Source organism: Gordonia sp. VNK1, assembly GCF_040049135.1.
GTDB classification, from domain to species: domain Bacteria; phylum Actinomycetota; class Actinomycetes; order Mycobacteriales; family Mycobacteriaceae; genus Gordonia; species Gordonia oleivorans.
Window position 1 is genome coordinate 203515 of record NZ_JBDZDJ010000009.1, and the last position, 16025, is coordinate 219539.

Annotated in this window: 16 protein-coding genes and 1 pseudogene; 7 read left to right on the plus strand and 10 right to left on the minus strand. The window is 67.8% G+C overall.

What is annotated here, in order from left to right; genetic code table 11:
• Positions 1-21: 21 nt before the first annotated feature.
• On the minus strand, positions 22-687 hold the full coding sequence (locus ABLE94_RS13800; RefSeq protein ID WP_348805491.1) for a PH domain-containing protein: 666 nt from the start codon (positions 685-687) through the stop codon (positions 22-24).
• Between the two features lie 78 nt (positions 688-765).
• Here ABLE94_RS13800 and ABLE94_RS13805 point away from each other — a divergent pair, with 78 nt between their 5' ends.
• From ABLE94_RS13805 to ABLE94_RS13820, 4 genes are all read left to right on the plus strand, one after another.
• Positions 766-1248 (plus strand): hypothetical protein, encoded by a 483-nt coding sequence (locus tag ABLE94_RS13805; protein ID WP_348809028.1) that lies wholly within the window; start codon positions 766-768, stop codon positions 1246-1248.
• Positions 1249-1335: 87 nt separating this feature from the next.
• Positions 1336-2637 carry a TrpB-like pyridoxal phosphate-dependent enzyme gene (locus tag ABLE94_RS13810; protein WP_348805493.1) on the plus strand — a complete coding sequence of 434 codons (1302 nt, stop codon included), beginning with the start codon at positions 1336-1338 and terminating at the stop codon, positions 2635-2637.
• Positions 2638-2648: 11 nt separating this feature from the next.
• Positions 2649-3383: a DUF429 domain-containing protein gene (locus ABLE94_RS13815; RefSeq protein ID WP_348809043.1), complete on the plus strand. Its 735-nt coding sequence runs from the start codon at positions 2649-2651 to the stop codon at positions 3381-3383.
• A gap of 91 nt (positions 3384-3474) precedes the next feature.
• Positions 3475-5154, plus strand: coding sequence for a plasmid pRiA4b ORF-3 family protein (locus ABLE94_RS13820; protein WP_348809029.1), 1680 nt, complete (start codon positions 3475-3477; stop codon positions 5152-5154).
• A gap of 11 nt (positions 5155-5165) precedes the next feature.
• Here the strand turns inward: ABLE94_RS13820 and ABLE94_RS13825 are convergent, their stop codons facing one another.
• Genes ABLE94_RS13825 through ABLE94_RS13855 form a run of 7 tightly spaced genes read right to left on the minus strand, consistent with a single transcriptional unit; the run spans position 5166 to position 12622 of the window.
• On the minus strand, positions 5166-5738 hold the full coding sequence (locus ABLE94_RS13825; RefSeq protein ID WP_348805496.1) for a GNAT family N-acetyltransferase: 573 nt from the start codon (positions 5736-5738) through the stop codon (positions 5166-5168).
• A 13-nt stretch (positions 5739-5751) separates the two neighbouring features.
• Complete coding sequence (locus ABLE94_RS13830; protein ID WP_348809030.1) at positions 5752-7017, minus strand: TerD family protein; 1266 nt, start codon at positions 7015-7017, stop codon at positions 5752-5754.
• Positions 7014-7868: an HAD family hydrolase gene (locus tag ABLE94_RS13835; protein ID WP_348805498.1), complete on the minus strand. Its 855-nt coding sequence runs from the start codon at positions 7866-7868 to the stop codon at positions 7014-7016. Before ABLE94_RS13835 ends, ABLE94_RS13830 begins: the two co-directional genes overlap by 4 nt.
• Positions 7865-8998 carry a cysteine protease StiP family protein gene (locus ABLE94_RS13840; RefSeq protein WP_348805499.1) on the minus strand — a complete coding sequence of 378 codons (1134 nt, stop codon included), beginning with the start codon at positions 8996-8998 and terminating at the stop codon, positions 7865-7867. Before ABLE94_RS13840 ends, ABLE94_RS13835 begins: the two co-directional genes overlap by 4 nt.
• Positions 8995-10284: a phosphoribosyltransferase family protein gene (locus tag ABLE94_RS13845; protein WP_425476200.1), complete on the minus strand. Its 1290-nt coding sequence runs from the start codon at positions 10282-10284 to the stop codon at positions 8995-8997. Before ABLE94_RS13845 ends, ABLE94_RS13840 begins: the two co-directional genes overlap by 4 nt.
• Positions 10281-11495 carry an HpcH/HpaI aldolase/citrate lyase family protein gene (locus ABLE94_RS13850; RefSeq protein WP_348805501.1) on the minus strand — a complete coding sequence of 405 codons (1215 nt, stop codon included), beginning with the start codon at positions 11493-11495 and terminating at the stop codon, positions 10281-10283. The genes ABLE94_RS13845 and ABLE94_RS13850 overlap by 4 nt, the downstream gene beginning before the upstream one ends.
• Positions 11492-12622 (minus strand): hypothetical protein, encoded by a 1131-nt coding sequence (locus tag ABLE94_RS13855; protein WP_348805502.1) that lies wholly within the window; start codon positions 12620-12622, stop codon positions 11492-11494. Before ABLE94_RS13855 ends, ABLE94_RS13850 begins: the two co-directional genes overlap by 4 nt.
• Before the next feature lie 154 nt (positions 12623-12776).
• On the opposite strand from ABLE94_RS13855, the gene ABLE94_RS13860 reads away from it, so the two are divergent.
• Genes ABLE94_RS13860 through ABLE94_RS13870 form a run of 3 tightly spaced genes read left to right on the plus strand, consistent with a single transcriptional unit; the run spans position 12777 to position 14872 of the window.
• On the plus strand, positions 12777-13397 hold the full coding sequence (locus ABLE94_RS13860; protein ID WP_348805503.1) for an AIM24 family protein: 621 nt from the start codon (positions 12777-12779) through the stop codon (positions 13395-13397).
• A 9-nt stretch (positions 13398-13406) separates the two neighbouring features.
• Positions 13407-14114: an AIM24 family protein gene (locus tag ABLE94_RS13865; RefSeq protein ID WP_348809031.1), complete on the plus strand. Its 708-nt coding sequence runs from the start codon at positions 13407-13409 to the stop codon at positions 14112-14114.
• Positions 14111-14872, plus strand: a complete 762-nt coding sequence (locus tag ABLE94_RS13870; RefSeq protein ID WP_348809032.1) for an AIM24 family protein — start codon at positions 14111-14113, stop codon at positions 14870-14872. Before ABLE94_RS13865 ends, ABLE94_RS13870 begins: the two co-directional genes overlap by 4 nt.
• Here the strand turns inward: ABLE94_RS13870 and ABLE94_RS13875 are convergent.
• On the minus strand, positions 14860-15048 hold the full coding sequence (locus tag ABLE94_RS13875; RefSeq protein WP_348805506.1) for a hypothetical protein: 189 nt from the start codon (positions 15046-15048) through the stop codon (positions 14860-14862). The two genes, ABLE94_RS13870 and ABLE94_RS13875, sit on opposite strands and share 13 nt — an antisense overlap.
• Before the next feature lie 55 nt (positions 15049-15103).
• Positions 15104-16025 (minus strand): annotated as a pseudogene (locus ABLE94_RS13880) (hypothetical protein); the annotation flags it as partial.

A 16025-nucleotide genomic window follows, 5' to 3' on the forward strand; every position in this document is an offset into this window, starting at 1 on the left:
GATCAGTCGGGAACGTCGGGATCAGTCGGGAACGTCGGGACGCCAACGGACCTCGAGGATGTCGAGAAGCGTCGACGACTCCACCCCGGTGACGACATCGGCAAGAAAGATCTGCGCACCCCGCCGTCGTCGGCGGGCACCCGCCGGGCGGTACACGACGGTCACGCCACTGGCCACCGCGGGCCGTTCCGGTCCGGTCGGACGGATGCTGACGATGTCCTCCCACCGAACCGACACCGTCCGGCGAAAACCCTGGGTGACCGTCAACCGCTCATCATCGACGATCACCTCCACGATCGTGTGGTGCGGCGCGAACAGCACCACCGCCAGGCCGAAGACACCGCCGCTCCCGAACACCGCCAGCGCGAGAATCCCGAGCACGAACGCGGTGTGCGGGAAGGCGCGTCCCGCGGTCGTGTCGGCGAATCCGTCGGCGCCGCTCAGCAGGAGCAGCCACACCCCGGCGAGGACGAACGCGCCGCACGCCACGAAGTAGGAGACCACGGCCCGTCGAGGCGTTCGCATGGTCCAGACGTCGTCGAAGGCCGCGGAGGTGTCCTGCCTCGCCGGCCGCGCGATGAGGAGTAGCGCGAGCCCACCGGCCAGCGCCATCCCGATGCCGACGGCCGGGTAGGGCACCGGGACGTCGAGTTTCCAGATCACGGCGACAGTATTCCGCAACGTCATCCCGCAATGTCATCCCGTGACGTCGACGGACCCCGGCCGGGCGTGCATCCCCCGCGACCTCTCGATATCCTCGCCCAGATGTCCACCCGAGCGGTTCTGAGTATCGTGATCGCCTTCGTGGCGATGGTCGTGGTCACGCTGATCGTCGCCGTGTGTGTGCTGGCGTCGACCTTCGGCCGGGCGCGCGTCGCGGCGCACGAACTGCGGGTGTCGATTCCCGATGACGCGGAAATCGTTGTGGCATCCCCCAATTGGTTCGAATGGCAGGGCTTCTGCTCGACGCTGGCGTTCCTGGTGCCAGACGGGGAGGTCGACGGTTACCTCGGCGCGCGTGACCTGTCGGACGCGAGTCCGCATGAGGGACGTCGGATCGAGACCTGCGCGGCGTCGGCGGACCCGTGCACCGAGTTCGACGCCGCGGGCGACCTGGAGCCCGTCGGCATCACCGTCACCGACACCTACGACAACGGAACCCATGCCGAGACCGATCGCGACCTCACCGTCATCCGGGGATGCCGGCCGGGCCAGACCCTCATCGCGTGGAGCGCCGGATACATCTGACGGATAGACCATGGTGAACCGACGCGGGAGACGCCCACCACCCCCAACCCGCCCAACCACCCCGCACCCACCCATTACAGTGACCCCATGACGATGCACGTGGATGCCTCCAACCCCGAACTGATCACCGTTGACGTCCCGACGCACTGGTACAACCTGGCCGCCGAGCTCGACACGCCGATCCCGCCGCACCTGCATCCGGGCACCAAGGAGCCGGTGGGTCCGGACGATCTGGCCGCGTTGTTCCCGTCGGGTCTGATCGCCCAGGAGGTCTCGGCCGAGCCGTACATAGAGATCCCCGAACCGGTTCGGGAGATCTATCAGATGTGGCGGCCGTCGCCGTTGTTCCGGGCGCGTCGGTTCGAGAAGGCACTGAACACCAAGGCGCGCATCTACGTGAAGTATGAGGGCGTCAGCCCGGTCGGCAGCCACAAGACCAATTCTGCTGTGGCGCAGGCGTATTACAACTCGATCGACGGCGTACGGAAGCTGACCACGGAAACCGGTGCCGGGCAGTGGGGTAGCGCGTTGGCGTTCGCCGGTGCCCAGTTCGGTATCGACGTCGAGGTGTGGCAGGTCCGCGCCTCCTACGATTCCAAGCCGTACCGCGGCTACCTGATGCGCACCTACGGCGGCACGGTGCACCCGAGCCCGTCGGAGCTCACCGAGGCCGGACGCGCCATGCTGGCCAAGGACCCGAACACCACCGGCAGTCTGGGGATGGCGGTCAGTGAGGCCGTGGAGGTGGCAGCCACCCACGACGACACCCGCTACGCACTCGGCAGTGTGCTCAATCACGTTGTGCTGCATCAGAGTGTCATCGGCGTGGAGGCCGTCGAACAGCTCGCCGCCGTCGAACCGGGCGGCGCTGACATCGTCTTCGGTTGTGCCGGTGGCGGTTCCAACCTGGCCGGGCTGTCGTTCCCGTTCCTGCGGGAGAAGATCCACGGCCGCTCCGACCCGCGCATCGTCGCCGCCGAGCCGGCTGCGTGCCCGTCGATCACCCAGGGCGAGTACCGGTATGACCACGGCGACGTCGCCGGACTCACCCCGCTGCTCAAGATGCACACGCTCGGAATGGATTTCGTTCCCGATCCGATCCACGCCGGCGGTCTGCGCTACCACGGCATGGCGCCCGCGCTGAGCCACACCGTGGAGCTGGGACTGGTTTCGGGCGTGGCGATCACCCAGCGCGACGCGTTCGCCGCCGGTGTGCAGTTCGCCCGAACCCAGGGCATCGTGCCCGCACCCGAGTCGACGCACGCGATCGCCGCGGCGGCCGCACACGTCGCCGACAGCGACAAGGACGAGGTCATCGTCATCGGTCTCTCCGGGCACGGACAGCTGGATCTGCCGGCCTACGCGGAGTTTCTCGACGGCAAGATGTGAGACCGGCCGTGATGCGCACCGCCGGAATCGATCTGGCGGCCGCACCGGCCAAGACCGCGGTGGCGGTGATCGACTGGCGGATTCGACGGGCCCGCCTGGTCGATCTGGTCATCCCGGCCGACGACGCGCGGATTCGTGCGGTCATCTCGGGTGCCGACCGCGTGGGCATCGACTCGCCGTTCGGCTGGCCCGACGACTTCGTCGACTTCGTGAGCGCCCATCACCGCGGCACCACACCGACCGGACGCGGACTCGACGACGTGGATCGGCGACGCCCACTCGCCCTGCGCCGCAATGACCGTCACCTCATCGAGATCGGAGCGGGACGCCCGCTGAGTGTGTCGGCGGATCAGATCGCCCACGTCGCGTTCCGGTGCGCCGGGCTGCTCGCCGACCTCGGTGTGGCCGATCGTGTCGACGGCTGGGCGCTCGAGGCGTATCCGGCCGGCGCGTTACGCCGGTGGGGTCTGCGCTCCCGCGGATACAAGCGGTCGGCGAACCGCGCCGTACTCACCGAACTGGTGGTGGACCTGCGCACGGCCGCGCCCTGGCTCGATCTCGGCGCCCACCGTGCGGTGATGGAACGCGACGACGATGCCTTCGACGCGGTGATCACCGCACTCATCGCCCGCGCCGCCGCACTCGGCCGGACCGAGCCACCCGCCGACGCCGACCGCGACGTCGCCGCGCGGGAGGGCTGGATTCACCTGCCCACCTGCACGCTCGCCGACCTCATCGACGGCTGACAGCGCCCGCCGCCGCACTGACAGCGCCCGCCGCCACGTTGACAGCGCTCTGCGCCCGATCCACTGCCCTCTCCCGGTAGGGTCGACCCCGATGTCGACGAAGAAGCAACGCCGCGCCAAGCGGAAAGCCAAGCAGGCCGAACGGGCGTCGAACCCGAATCGGGTGGTACCGCTCTTCGACTCGAGCCTGTCTCCCGCGTTGCAGGGTCGTTTCGCCCAATGGCTCACCGAGAGGGTGATCCCGGACGATCCCGACCAGGTGGCGATGTTCGTGCGACGTGTATCGCTGGCTCTCGATGACTTCGCCGACCAGCGGCCGGGATTCCGGCCGGACGCCTGGACACGTGCCGACGTCGACGGACTCGAGAGCATGCTCGCGTCGATCGGCGAGGAGTTCGGACCCGAAGCCCGCATCGCGACAACGCTGCCCGTCACGAGCTTCCTCGAGTTCCTTGTGGAGTCGGATCTGTGGGCCGGAACCGACGAGGTGGCGACCTACGCGATAGAGCGGCTCGAGCAGGTCTTCGGACTCCGGTATGTGGGCGCCGACATCGCTCCGGTCGACGAGGACGAGGAGCGGGCCGCACTCCTGGCCACCGGTGTCCTTCAACGCATCACCGCGTTCCTCGACTGGCTCGGCGACGGTAAGCCGGTGACCCAGACCGGGTGGCTCAAACTCGCCGCGGCGCGGGACCTCGCGACGGCATTGGACGTCCCGGTGTATGAGCACCTCCGCAGTATGGGTGACCACCCGTATCTGTCCGGGATGTGGAACTACCTCAAGGTGCTGGACCTCGTCGACGTCGGCAGCACCAGGGCGACGCCCGGTCCCCGGGTGCCGGAATGGACCGATCAGTCGCTGGACTTCCTGCGGTCGGCGCTGGCGACCTGGGTCGGTGGACGTCTACCGAAGCCGAACGCTCTGGCGTCTGTCAGGTCCGACGTGGGTGCGCAGGTCATCGGTGTGGTGATTCAGGCGATGTCGTCGTCGCCGGTGACCGATGCCGACATCGACCGGTGGCGCGACGACGAGATCGGTGCCGACCTCGGGTACCTCGTACGCGAGTACCTCTCCGCGTTCGTGGCGGAGGGCTGGCTGTACTACGTCGACGGCGCATACGTGATCCCGGAAGGACTGCGGCCGGCCGTCGTCTCGGCCATTCCGGAACCGCCCGACCTGCCCGACCTGCCGGCGATCGGAATGCTCACCCTCCGTGTGGAACTCGAGTACGTACAACCGGCGGTGTGGCGAACAATCCGGGTACACAGCGACACCATGCTCGGCGAGCTGCACGAGATGCTGCAGGTGATCTTCGACTGGGAGGATTCGCACCTTCATCAGTTCGCGGCCGGCGATGCGGTGTACATACCCGGTCATCAACTCCCCGATGATCTCGACAGCCGCGACAACACCGAGAACGAGGACCTCACCGCCGTCGGAGACATTCTGCGGCGCAAGGGTGATCAGGCCATCTACGAGTACGACTTCGGTGACGGATGGACTCACCGGATGACGGTCGTCGACCTCGACGAGGACGAGGACGACGACGCGAAGCAGGGCGTTGTCGAGGGTGCCGGCATGGCCCCGTTCGAGGACATCGGCGGTCCGCCGGGATGGGAGCACTTTCTTGCCGCGGTGAACACACCCTCGCACCCCGAACACCAGAATCTGCGGCGGTGGGCCGGGATTCCGGCCGGGGTATCGGTGGACGCCAAGGTCTTTGACGTCGGCGCCGTCAACCGGCAGCTGGACCGACTCGGCCTGCGCTGAGAGCGGCGAGGTCAGTCCAACGCCAGCCGCATCAGCACCCGCGTAAACCGGTTGAGCACCGACGTGGTGTCGGCGGCATACCGAAAGCCGGCGCGCTCGAACATCATTCGCGTGCCGACGTAGGCCATCGTCAGGTCCACCCGATCGGCGCCGTTGTCGACCGGGTACGCCTCGACGGCCGGCGCCCCGTTGGCCCGGGCGAAATCGACTGCGCCACCGATCAAGTGCGCGGTGATGCCGCGTTTGCGATACCCGGGACGGACGCGGATGCACCACAGTGACCAGACATCGAGATCGTCGACATGCGGGATCTTGCGGTTGCCCGCGAAGGTGGTGTCGGCGCGCGGCGCGATCGCCGCCCACCCGACCACCTCGTCGCCGTCGTAGGCGAGAACCCCAGGGGCAGGCGTCTTCTCGCACAGTTCCCGCACATACTCACCGCGCTGCCGGCGCTCGAGGGATCGGTTGAGGTTGTTGGGGATGCGATAACTCAGGCACCAGCAGACGTTCGCATCGGGACGTTTCGGGCCGACCATGGTGGCGACGTCATCGAACTCCGACGCCGGCCGCACCACGATCGACATCACTTCGCTCGGCTCAGGCGAGGTATCGCGTCGCCGGACCCACCGCGTCGCGTGGTGTCTTGCCCTGGAACCCGTCGCCGATGGCCCGCAACTTCCATTCGGCGCCTTCGCGATTGATGGCCGCCATCACCACCCCGGTGAACGGCATGCCGCCCTGCAGGGTGAAGCGGGCCAGCTCGGTGCCGATGGTCTCGTCGACGAGGCGGCAGAAGGCGTTGTCGACCTCCTCGAAGGTCTGACCCTGATACGACGTCACCGTGAACACCAGATTGTCGATGGCCGGGTGGATGGCGGTGAGGTCGACGTAGATGATCTCGTCGTCGCCTTCGCCGGCGCCGGTCAGGTTGTCGCCGGAATGCCGGATGGAGTTGTCGTCACTGGACAGATGCCCGTAGTAGACGACGTCGGCGAGCTGCCCGCGACTGAACATCAGCGCCGACGCATCGAGGTCGATCTCGCGTTGCCGGCCCCCGAAGAAACCGCCACGTTTGATCTGGTCCCACCCCAGGCCCATCCGGATGCGGGTCAGCGCGACACCACCGTCCTTGCGCAGCGACACCTTCTGTCCCTTGCTCAGGTTCACGCGCCGATTCTTGGTGAGACTGATCTCGCCGGGCGCCGAGGCCGCGGGTGGAGCAGGTGGCGCGGGTGCGGGTGGCGTGTACGGGGGAGGGGGCGGCGCGGCGGCCGGTGGTGGGGTGTAGGCCGGAGCCGCCGGTCGTGGGGTGTACGCGGGTGGGGTCGGCGGCTGCGCGGCCACCGGCGCGGGGGTCGCCGCGGGTGCGTCATCCACCGACACGCCGTGATCGCGGATCAAGTCGGCGAAGCCGCCGGCGTAGCCCTGCCCGACGGCGCGGACCTTCCAGTCACCGCCGCGGCGGTACACCTCGAGGGCGACGACCACGGACTCGCTGGACAACCCGTCGATCGAGTAGGTGAACAACTCCCGGCCGGAAGCGTCACCGACGTGCGCGACGGGCGCCGCGATCCGACCGAAACTCGACGATGCGTCATCGAGGGTGATCACCGCGCGCACGGCGTGGATGTCGGGTGGCAGCCCGGCGGTGGACACCCGCAGCACCGGGCGGCTCGTCGGGTTCTCCAGCACCACGCCCGGTCCCTGGGGCTGGTTGTAGAACACGAAGTCGGCATCCGTCCGTACCGTCATCGCATCGGTCACCAGCAGTGCCGAGAGGTCGGCGGGCGCCCCGACGTCGATGGAGATCACCACGTCGCCTGCGGGCAGCGGTGCGTTCTGTCCTTTGGTGAGTACGGTCATACCTCGATCTTCGCATTGCCGATCACCGCGGCGTCGGCGATACGCGCGGTGAACCATTCCAGGATCTCCTCACCGGCGAGTGCACCGGTGGTGTCGGTGACGGTGAGATGTGGTTGTGTCCAGCCGATCTGCTCGAGTTCACCGTGCCGTGGCCGGATGGCGGCGTCGGCGTACTCCAGCAGATCGATGTCGAGGCGCCCGTCACCGGCCGCGTACACGGGAGCGTCGTCGGCCAGTGTCCCGTCGGCGACGAGTCGCGCACGGACCTCGGCCAGTGCCGCGGACTTCGTGACGACCTGCGGGAGGGCGTAGATCTTGCGGCCCTGCTGCGACACCGTCCACGCCCGCTCGGCACACCACTGCGACCAGTCGGGCAGGAAGTCGTCCGGTTGGCGGTCGAGGTCGACGACGATGTAGCAGAACAGATCGTCGGCGGTGCGCATCGAGGTCACCCAACTCTCGTCGATGCGGGCCTCGAGCGCGGCCACCACCTCGGCGAGACCGGCCGCCGACGCCGCGACCCGCCGGTCGACCTCCGCACGCCACGCCGGGTCGTCGGTGCCGTCGGTCAGGATCCGGCCGCCACTGGAGACGACGGCATGACGAAAGGGACTGCCGGGCAGCTCGATACGTGTGAACTGTGTCGGTGTCCGGGTGGTCACCGGCACCACCGGCGCCTGGGAGGCCAACGCCACCAGCAGGTTCCGGGCCGCCGGCGTGAGATAGGACAGGGGTCCGCCGTTGTAGATCTCCACGCAGACCGGATCGAGCGAGGCGAACTGCTCCTCGCCCATGGCGTGACGCGAGAAGATGAGGGTCCGGTCGAGATCGGTGGCGATCAGGCCGTTCACGCATCCTCCTTGATCAGCCCGACACAGGAATAGGCGAGATCACCACGTACCTCCACCGGCACCCCGCGTTCGGCGGCCAGGACGCGGATGTGGGCATGTTCGTCGAGGTCGGCCTCCCGTACCAGCACCATCCACGGAACGCGGCGCAGCAGCACCCGGGTGGTCTCTCCCACACCGGGTTTGACGAAGTTCACCGACGAGACGCCGTACTCGTCGCGGAGGCGTTCCATCGACTTCCATCCGGACCACTGCGGTGTGCGATCGCCGTCGCGGATCGCCGCCAGCGTGTCCCGGACGCGGGGCGCGACGGCGGTGAATCTTTCGGACACGGTGTCCAGGAACAGATTCGACACGTCGAACTCCGCCAGATGCGAGTAGAACTTGGCGCCGTGGAACTCGCCGGGGCCGATGTGATCGGCGTTGAGCACCGTGCGGGACACCAGCCCGGACACCGTGGAGTTGAGGCAGGCCGACGCGATGAGGAAGTCGTCCCGGGTGCCGAAGGTGGTGGTGCACGAACCGGGGTCGGCCAACACCGCCAACTCGTCGTGCAGTCGCGCGCCGCCCGCGGCGGCGTACGCGGTGAGAGCTTCGGTGAGTTCCCGCTGGATCGCACCCTTGCCGGTCCAGCCGTCGACGAACACCACCGACTCCGGCCGATGCCGCCCGGTGATGTGATCGAGTGCGACGGTGTCGATTCCGCGGCCCCGAACGATCGAGATCGTGTAGTGCGGGACGTCGACGCCGTAGGTGTGAGCGATCCAGCGCCGCATCAGGATGCCGATCGGCGTGCCCGCCCGCGCCAACGACACCAGTGTCGGGACCCGATCGCGTTCGGCGACAACCAGCTCACTGACCACGCCGACCGCCTCGGCCAGCCGGTCCGCCGACCCGCGCAACGCCTCGTGAAACAGGTCCTGGTACTGCGCGCCCGGCTGATACTCGACGGGCAGCGACTCGGCGTAATGGGCTGCGCCGCTCTGGATTCGGCGTTCCCGCTCGGCGAGATCCCCCTCGAGGGCGACGTGGGAGAGGTCCTTGAGCAACCACGTCACCTCGTCGGGAGCGTAGGAACCGAAGCCCGGGCCGTTCAGCGGTGGGGTGAGGGGTGGCGGGGTGAGTGCGGTCATTCTCTCGGACCGCCGGTGGGGACGACGGCGACGATCACGTCGTGACCGGCGGCGGTGAGCACATCGACGACGCCACCCGGTTCGCGGAGCAGGTCGGTGTCGGCGGGCGCGTCGATGACCAGCACCACCTGCGGCAGCACCTCCGACTCGGACGCGGTGAACGGCGAGACCAGGTTGTAGACGAACCGTGGCGTCCCCGGGTCGGATTCCGGTGCGGTGAAAGTGAATCCGCGGCGCAGCGGGTAGCCGTCGACATCACGCACATAGGCGGGAGAGCGGGTGGTGGTCTGGTACCGCGCCGACACACCGGAGTCCTCCAGCGCCTCCGCGAGGCACAGCGGCAGATACATGAGTTCCTCGTGCCCGACCACGACGACGTCGCCGGACGGATCGATCACCTCGCGAATCCGTTCGGCGGCAACTGAAATCGCCGCGTCGAACGTCGCCGCGTCGGAGCGCAGGAATCCGTGCCGCCCGCCGTCGGGAAGGCCATCGGGCCACGGTAGGTGCAGTGTCGTCACCTGGCCACGGTGGTCGCCGACGGGATTCAACGCGCCCGGTTCGAGAGCCCACACCTCGTCGACGATGCTGTCCGGCAGCAGGATTCGTGCCTGGGCGAGCGAGACCTGATCTATCCGAACCCCCATCTCGGTGGCCGCCGCGGCGATCGTGGCGCGATGGGCGTCGGTGCACATGTCGACCAGCGACGCCACCACGTAGTGCGTGCGCGGTGCGCGGTCGTGCAGCGCGGTGATGGCGCGCAGTGCCGTGGTTCCGGTGGAGATCTCGTCGTCCACGAGAATCATCGGCGCGTCCGTATCGGTGGTCAACAACTCGGTGTCGGCGGGCTGCAGCAGGTGCGTGGTGGCATGCGAGTGGCCCTCCTCGAAGGTGCCCCACGACGGCACCCCGGTGGCCTGCCGCCGGGTGGAATGAATGTAGGCCCGTGCCGAGATCCGTGCGGCCACACAGTGGCCCAAACCCGTTGCGGTTTCGGCGAAGCCGAGCACGGTGGCATGTGACGCCGCGTCGGCGCCGACCGCGGCGATCACGGCGTCGCCGAGGTCGTCGGCCGCGGCCCGAACCGCCCTCGGTGGGGTCGGGATGTGTTTGCCGAGCACCGTCGACACCAGCAGATGTGCACGCCGACGATTACGCCGCAGGCCGACGATGATCAGATCATCGATGGCCCACGGACTCTGGGCTGTGCTGTGTCCGTGTACCTCGACGCCGAACTGCTCACCGACCCACGAGACGGCGCCGGCCGGGGTGGTGGTGGTGTTCACGCGGCGTCCAGGGCGGTCAGGAGATCGACGAAGCTGATCCCGGAGTTGGTGACGCCGAAGGCGGCGGCGCGGTCCATCACCCGGGTGGCCCAATGACGGTGCGGTTTCAGCTCGTTCATCTTGTTCCGGTACGACGACGCCTGTGCGCCACCGGTGTCGGCGGCCAGGATGTCGAGGGCATCGTGGTACTCCTCGTGGGTCACCGAGCTCAGGGCGTGCACCGGCGCGACGTGCGCCGGATGGATGACGGTCTTGCCGTGCATGCCGTTGGCCCGGTCCAGGGCGATCTCGCGCAGCAGACCGTCGATGTCGCGGCTGACCAACTGCTGACGGAACCACACCGCGTCGTGATCACGGAAGGGTGTGTGCCGCAACGTCGGAGCGAATCGGCGTTCGTGATCGGCGAAGTACTCCCACACCGGTCCGGTGATGATGTGACCCGAGGGGTCGCTGCGGCCGAGGATGTTGACGATCCCGGCGATGGCGTCGGCGGCAACGCGGACATCGTAGATGGTGAGGTCACGGTCGCGACGGATACCGAAGAGCCCGCACATGTCGGTGGCGCCGATCCGGACGGCCAGCACGTCGTCCCGGTGTGCATCGAGAGCCGTTGCGATCGCCGCCAATTCGTCGTCGCGGGTTTCGCGGTGGACGAGTGCGGCGGACTCGAGCACCGGCATCGCCCACAGGTGTCGGCCCAACGTGACGCCGGCATCGTGGACCGCTCGGAGCGCGGCCTCGGCGTCGTCGGCACCGAACTTCGGAATGACGAAGCCCGACAACACCTCCGACGATCCGAGCAAGGCGGTGAGGGTGCCGATCTGAGCGGCGGTCCGGACACGGACGAACAGCATCATCGCGCCCGCCGCGGTGCCCTCGAGATCATGGAGTGCGCGGACCGCGGAGGCGATCGCCTCCGATTCCTGATGGTCGGCAACGGCATCTTCGAGGTCGATCACCATCGACAACACGCCACCGGCGTATCGGCGGGTGATCACCTCGGCCAGGTCGGGTCGCGTCGCGGGTACATAGAGTGTCGCTCCCAGCGCGACCGCGAGCCGGCGGGTGGACCATGTATCCGACAGCGGTTCGGGCCGGTGCATGAACAGGTGGTCGTGGACCTCGGCGGTGAGGTGATGGAAGTGTGCGGGCCCATCGGGTTTCGACGGGCCTGCGGACGCGTTCACGTCCTCGGGTGCTGCCGCGGTCATCGTGCCGCCACCTGTCCTCTCATGCGGTCGACGATCTCGGCCACCCGTTGCTCCACAGCACGCAACTGCGTCAGGTAGGACCAGTAATCGGGGTGAACACGCTCCAGCGCCCCCCGCGCCCTCGAGATCCGGTCGGCCTGAGCATCGAGCACCGAGCCCCATTCGTCAACCAGGGACTTGTCGACGGCGAAGTGTTGGGCGTCACGTAGCCGGAAACGCACCTGCCGTTCCACCGCGGTCGGATCGGATCGGACCTCACGCAGCAGGGTCAGGCGGTCGCCGACGGCGTCGACGGCACCTTCGGCGGAATCGAGGTCGTCACGGGCCGCCTCGGCATCGGCAATCGACTGGTCAGGCGCGCTGGTGAGGTGAGTGCGGGCGTCGGCGAGGTGTGCGTCGGCCGCCTCGAGGTGGGTACGGATCACCACATCGGAGTTCTGCAGGTCCGTCGAACACTCGGCGCTGAACTCGCGACGCAACGCGGACAGCAGATCGGGGATCTTCTCGCTACGGGTCCGGATGCCGCTGCGCCGGGTATCCACCGACCGGATGACCCGAGTGGCCCGCTCGGAGAAGCCGGGCGCGTCCATCAGCGCGGCCTGCACCCGCTGGCCGGCGGTCACCAACGCGGTCCCGGCGGCACGACGGTCGCGGATGCTCTGGGCCCGTTCGAACGCCGCGATCGCCGACCGCAGGGAGTCGGCGGCGGTGGTCACCACGCGCAAGCCGAGCAGGTGTGGCGGCGCGGCCTCCAGCGACCTCGCGGCCTGCGTGGCGGACTCCCGGGCGCGTTGATCGAGGACCCGCAGTTCGGTGGCGGTGTGCCGTGCGCGATCGAGTTCGGTGGCGTGGACGCGGCCGAACTCCCCCATCTGGGTGTTCACCGCGCCGAGAGCATCGGTGCAGCGTGTGAGCTCGTCGAGACGGGGCCGGGGATGATTCTGGGTATCCGAAGCCGTGGCCGCCGTGGACAGCCGGAGGTACTCGGCGGTCACCTGGCCGTAGTACTCGCGCAATTGCGTCCACTCGTCGAGGATCCGCGATCGCGGGTCGAGTTCGGCCGCGATACGCACGGGCGAATCGATCTCCGAGAGGGTCTGCTCGGACGCGAGGAACGCCGATGTCATTCGGGTTGTGTACTCGCCGAGATCGGCATTCACGCGTGAGCTGCCCCCGAACCATCTCCGCGCAAACTTCCTGGGCACGTAGTCGATGCTATCGACTAACTTCTTTCCCAGACGCGCCGTGCTGTGGGCGGCGACTTCCGAGGAGGGCTCGCGAATGCAACTTGTGCAACGTTCGAAACGGGTCGTGGAGGCCCGTTTGAACAACACCGCGGTCCGGGCATTGTCCGGATCGATGGTGGCCTACGAAGGGCAGATCAACTTCAAGTCCGCCGGTTTCGGTGGCGGCGACGGTCTGCTCGCTGGGATCAAGCAACGCGCGACCGGTGAGGGCTTGTCGTTGATGGAGGCGTCCGGCACCGGGGTGGTGTACTTCGCCCACAACGCGGCCGAGACCACCATCATCGAACTGGCCGGGGAGACCCTGCAGGTGGAGTCGCAGCAGTTGATGGTGATGAACGGGAATCTGCAGACCAACGTGACCTTCGCCGGTGTGCGCGGTGCGACGTCGGGGCAGGGCTTGTTCACCACCACCGTCACCGGGCACGGTCAGGTCGCGTTGCTCTCGCAGGGCGGTCCGCTCATCCACCTGGAGGTGAGCCCGCAGTTCCCGCTCGTCGTCGACCCCGACGCCTTCGTGTGCGCGAAGGGCGCGTTGAGTCAGTCCTTCGTCACCGACGTCAGCTGGCGCAGCGCCCTGGGGCAGGGTGGCGGCGAGGCGTTCTCGTTGCGTTACGACGGCTCCGGCGTCGTCTCGATCCAGCCGGCGGAACGGTAGGGGAGGGTCATGTTCACCAAGGTCAACAGCAAGGTCGTCTCGGTCGACATCAGCCAGAGCGGGCCGATCGTGGCGCGCAAGGGCGCGATGCTCTTCTACACCGGGAACGTGTTCTTCCAACCGCATCAGCTCGCCGGAGCCGGCGGCGGGTTCGGCATGTCGGGGATGGCCGGCATGGCCGGCCGGATGATGGCGGGCGAGCACGAGTCGACGATGATCGCCCAGGGCCAGGGAGTGGTGCACTACGGGTTCCGCGGTATCGAGGTGCAGATCATCGACGTCGGGCAGGTCGGCGGGACGATCCGGGTCGAGGCGTCCCGGACACTGGCCTACACCTCGAATCTGCAGGCGTCGGTGGTGTCCGTCGCGTCGCAGGGCGGCGGCGGTGGCGGCGGAGGCGGGGGTCTACTCGGATCGCTGCGGTCGGCGGCGGCCGGTGCGGTGACCGGTCAGGGCATGTTCACCACGCAGTTGTCGGGTCCCGGGCAGGTCGTGGTCCTGGGCCACGGTGGGGTGTTCGAGCTTCCGGTGGCGCCCGATCGTCCGGTGGTGACCGTCGACCCGCAGGCCTTCGTGGCGTCTGCCGGGCAGGTCAACACCACGCTGCGGTCCACCGTCAGTTGGCGCAACATGGGCCGAACCGGCGGTGAGGGAATGCAATTGGAGTGCGCCGGGCACGGCGTCGTATTCGTTCAGGCATCCGAGGAGAAGTTGTGAGTCAGCTCAACACCGTCTGGAATCCGATGACGCTGCCCGCCGACGACAACGTCCCGGACAACGAATACTCCTACGTCATCGAACTCAACAAGCCGTGGTTCATGTCGAAGGGCGCGATGATCGCCTACTACGGCCAGATGAACTTCACGTCGCTGCAGCACGGTCTGCAGGGGCAGTTGCTGCACATGGTGGCGCAGCAGTTCTCGGCTCCGCTGCACCTCGGTGACTACGTCGTGGTCGAGGGCAACGGCAAACTGGTCATCGGCGATCGCGGCTACAACATCAACTCCTATGACCTCGAGGACGGCAACCTCACCATCCGGGCCGCGAGTCTGCTTGCCTTCGAACCGAATCTGTCACTGCAGCAGTCGATCGTCCCGGGATTCCTCACCCTGATTGGCACGGGTAAGTTCCTCGCGTCCTCCAACGGCCCGGTGATGTTCGTGGAGCCGCCGGTGCGTGTGGACCCGGAGGCCCTGGTCGGCTGGTCGGACTGCCCGGCCCCCAGCCACCACTACGACCAGGCCTGGGTGAACTCCTTCATCGCCGCGGCCGGACACCGGATGGGCATCAACTCCGGTGAGGAGCGTCAGTTCGACTTCACCGGCGCCGGAACGGTTCTCATCCAGTCCAGCGAGAAGGTGATGAACGACATGTCGATCGTCCGCACCATCCAGGGCCACCTCCCCGGCCTGTCGCAGCCGGGCCTGATGCAGATCAACCAGCAGATCACCCAACAGTTGGGTCAGCACCAGTAGCGACGGACCGATCCGCCGGCCGAGCTGTCCCTGATTTCGCCGGTCGAGCCGCCCATCTCGCCGGTCGAGCCGCCCATCTCGCCGGTCGAGCCGCCCATCTCGCCGGTCGAGCCGTGGCGAGCCCCCAGGGCGAGCCGCGAGTCGAGACCTCGCAAGGCAAGGCTGGAACTCCCCACCGCCACAACAGTTTCTGCGGCAGTACGGCCCAGGCGCTCCGGTGCGTGGGCTGCTTCAGGAGGTGTCGAGAACGTCCTGGAGCATGGCGCCGAGGACACGTGCGCCTCGGTTGCTGGGGTGCATGCCGGCGGCATCCATCTCGGGTCGCTCGACCTCGGGCTCGACGCGGCCCATACGGATGAGGTGCTGACGTGCCTGTCCTTCGGTGACCGTGCCGCGGATGCGGATACGGGTACTCGAGGCACCATGCAGCGTGCCGGCGGTGCCGGGATCGTCGGGATCAGCGGTGACCTCGACGTCGGGCGAGTCGTAGGCGTCCTCGAGCTCCCCGGTGCCGGTGACACCAGGTTCGTCGCGGTGCTCGTCGCCAGTCGCGGCAGGCCCGTCGGGTGGTCGCGGTTCGACCGGATCGGATTGGGCTGCGCCCGAATCGTATTCGTCGACGGCTGGTTTGGGCTGATCGCAGATGTCGGCATCGTGGTCGTTGTCCTGGTCGACGCTGTCGATGCTCGAGGAGTCGGCGGTCGGAGCCTGATCGGCAGTCGAAACACCACGATCGGACGAGATTTCGGCATCCACGAACGACGACGCGGTGTCTTCGGCGTCGGGATCGGCCGGTTCATCGATGCCGGTATCCACCGACTCGAGTTCGCCCTCCGCGTCAGCGTCAGCGTTTACGCCTTCGACATCGACCACGTCGGCATCGCCCGCTTCGGTGTCTGCGGGTTCGGTTGCGCCGGAACCACTATCAGCGTCGTTGTGGTCGCGGTGGATCTGGTCGCGGATCTGGTCGAGTTTCTGCTCGTAGAGTGCGGTGATGTCGGGGTGGTCGTTGACGATCTTCGGGTTTTCCGGCATGCCGGGTGCGGCGTTGAGTTGCCACCAGCAGCGTCCGGCGAGCGGTCCGTCTTCGTAGATGCCGGTGGTGTACTGGCCGGGGTTGGGGCCGACCATCCGGTTGTGCGGCCCGCACGCC

Coding starts and splice junctions, on each gene's coding strand:
- ABLE94_RS13810 (WP_348805493.1), top strand. CDS start 1,336: ATGACGATGCACGTGGATGCCTCCAACCCCGAACTGATCACCGTTGAC.
- ABLE94_RS13865 (WP_348809031.1), top strand. CDS start 13,407: ATGTTCACCAAGGTCAACAGCAAGGTCGTCTCGGTCGACATCAGCCAG.
- ABLE94_RS13830 (WP_348809030.1), bottom strand. CDS start 7,017: ATGACCGTACTCACCAAAGGACAGAACGCACCGCTGCCCGCAGGCGAC.
- ABLE94_RS13840 (WP_348805499.1), bottom strand. CDS start 8,998: ATGACCGCACTCACCCCGCCACCCCTCACCCCACCGCTGAACGGCCCG.
- ABLE94_RS13860 (WP_348805503.1), top strand. CDS start 12,777: ATGCAACTTGTGCAACGTTCGAAACGGGTCGTGGAGGCCCGTTTGAAC.
- ABLE94_RS13820 (WP_348809029.1), top strand. CDS start 3,475: ATGTCGACGAAGAAGCAACGCCGCGCCAAGCGGAAAGCCAAGCAGGCC.
- ABLE94_RS13805 (WP_348809028.1), top strand. CDS start 766: ATGTCCACCCGAGCGGTTCTGAGTATCGTGATCGCCTTCGTGGCGATG.
- ABLE94_RS13825 (WP_348805496.1), bottom strand. CDS start 5,738: ATGTCGATCGTGGTGCGGCCGGCGTCGGAGTTCGATGACGTCGCCACC.
- ABLE94_RS13855 (WP_348805502.1), bottom strand. CDS start 12,622: ATGACATCGGCGTTCCTCGCGTCCGAGCAGACCCTCTCGGAGATCGAT.
- ABLE94_RS13850 (WP_348805501.1), bottom strand. CDS start 11,495: ATGACCGCGGCAGCACCCGAGGACGTGAACGCGTCCGCAGGCCCGTCG.
- ABLE94_RS13815 (WP_348809043.1), top strand. CDS start 2,649: ATGCGCACCGCCGGAATCGATCTGGCGGCCGCACCGGCCAAGACCGCG.
- ABLE94_RS13800 (WP_348805491.1), bottom strand. CDS start 687: ATGACGTTGCGGAATACTGTCGCCGTGATCTGGAAACTCGACGTCCCG.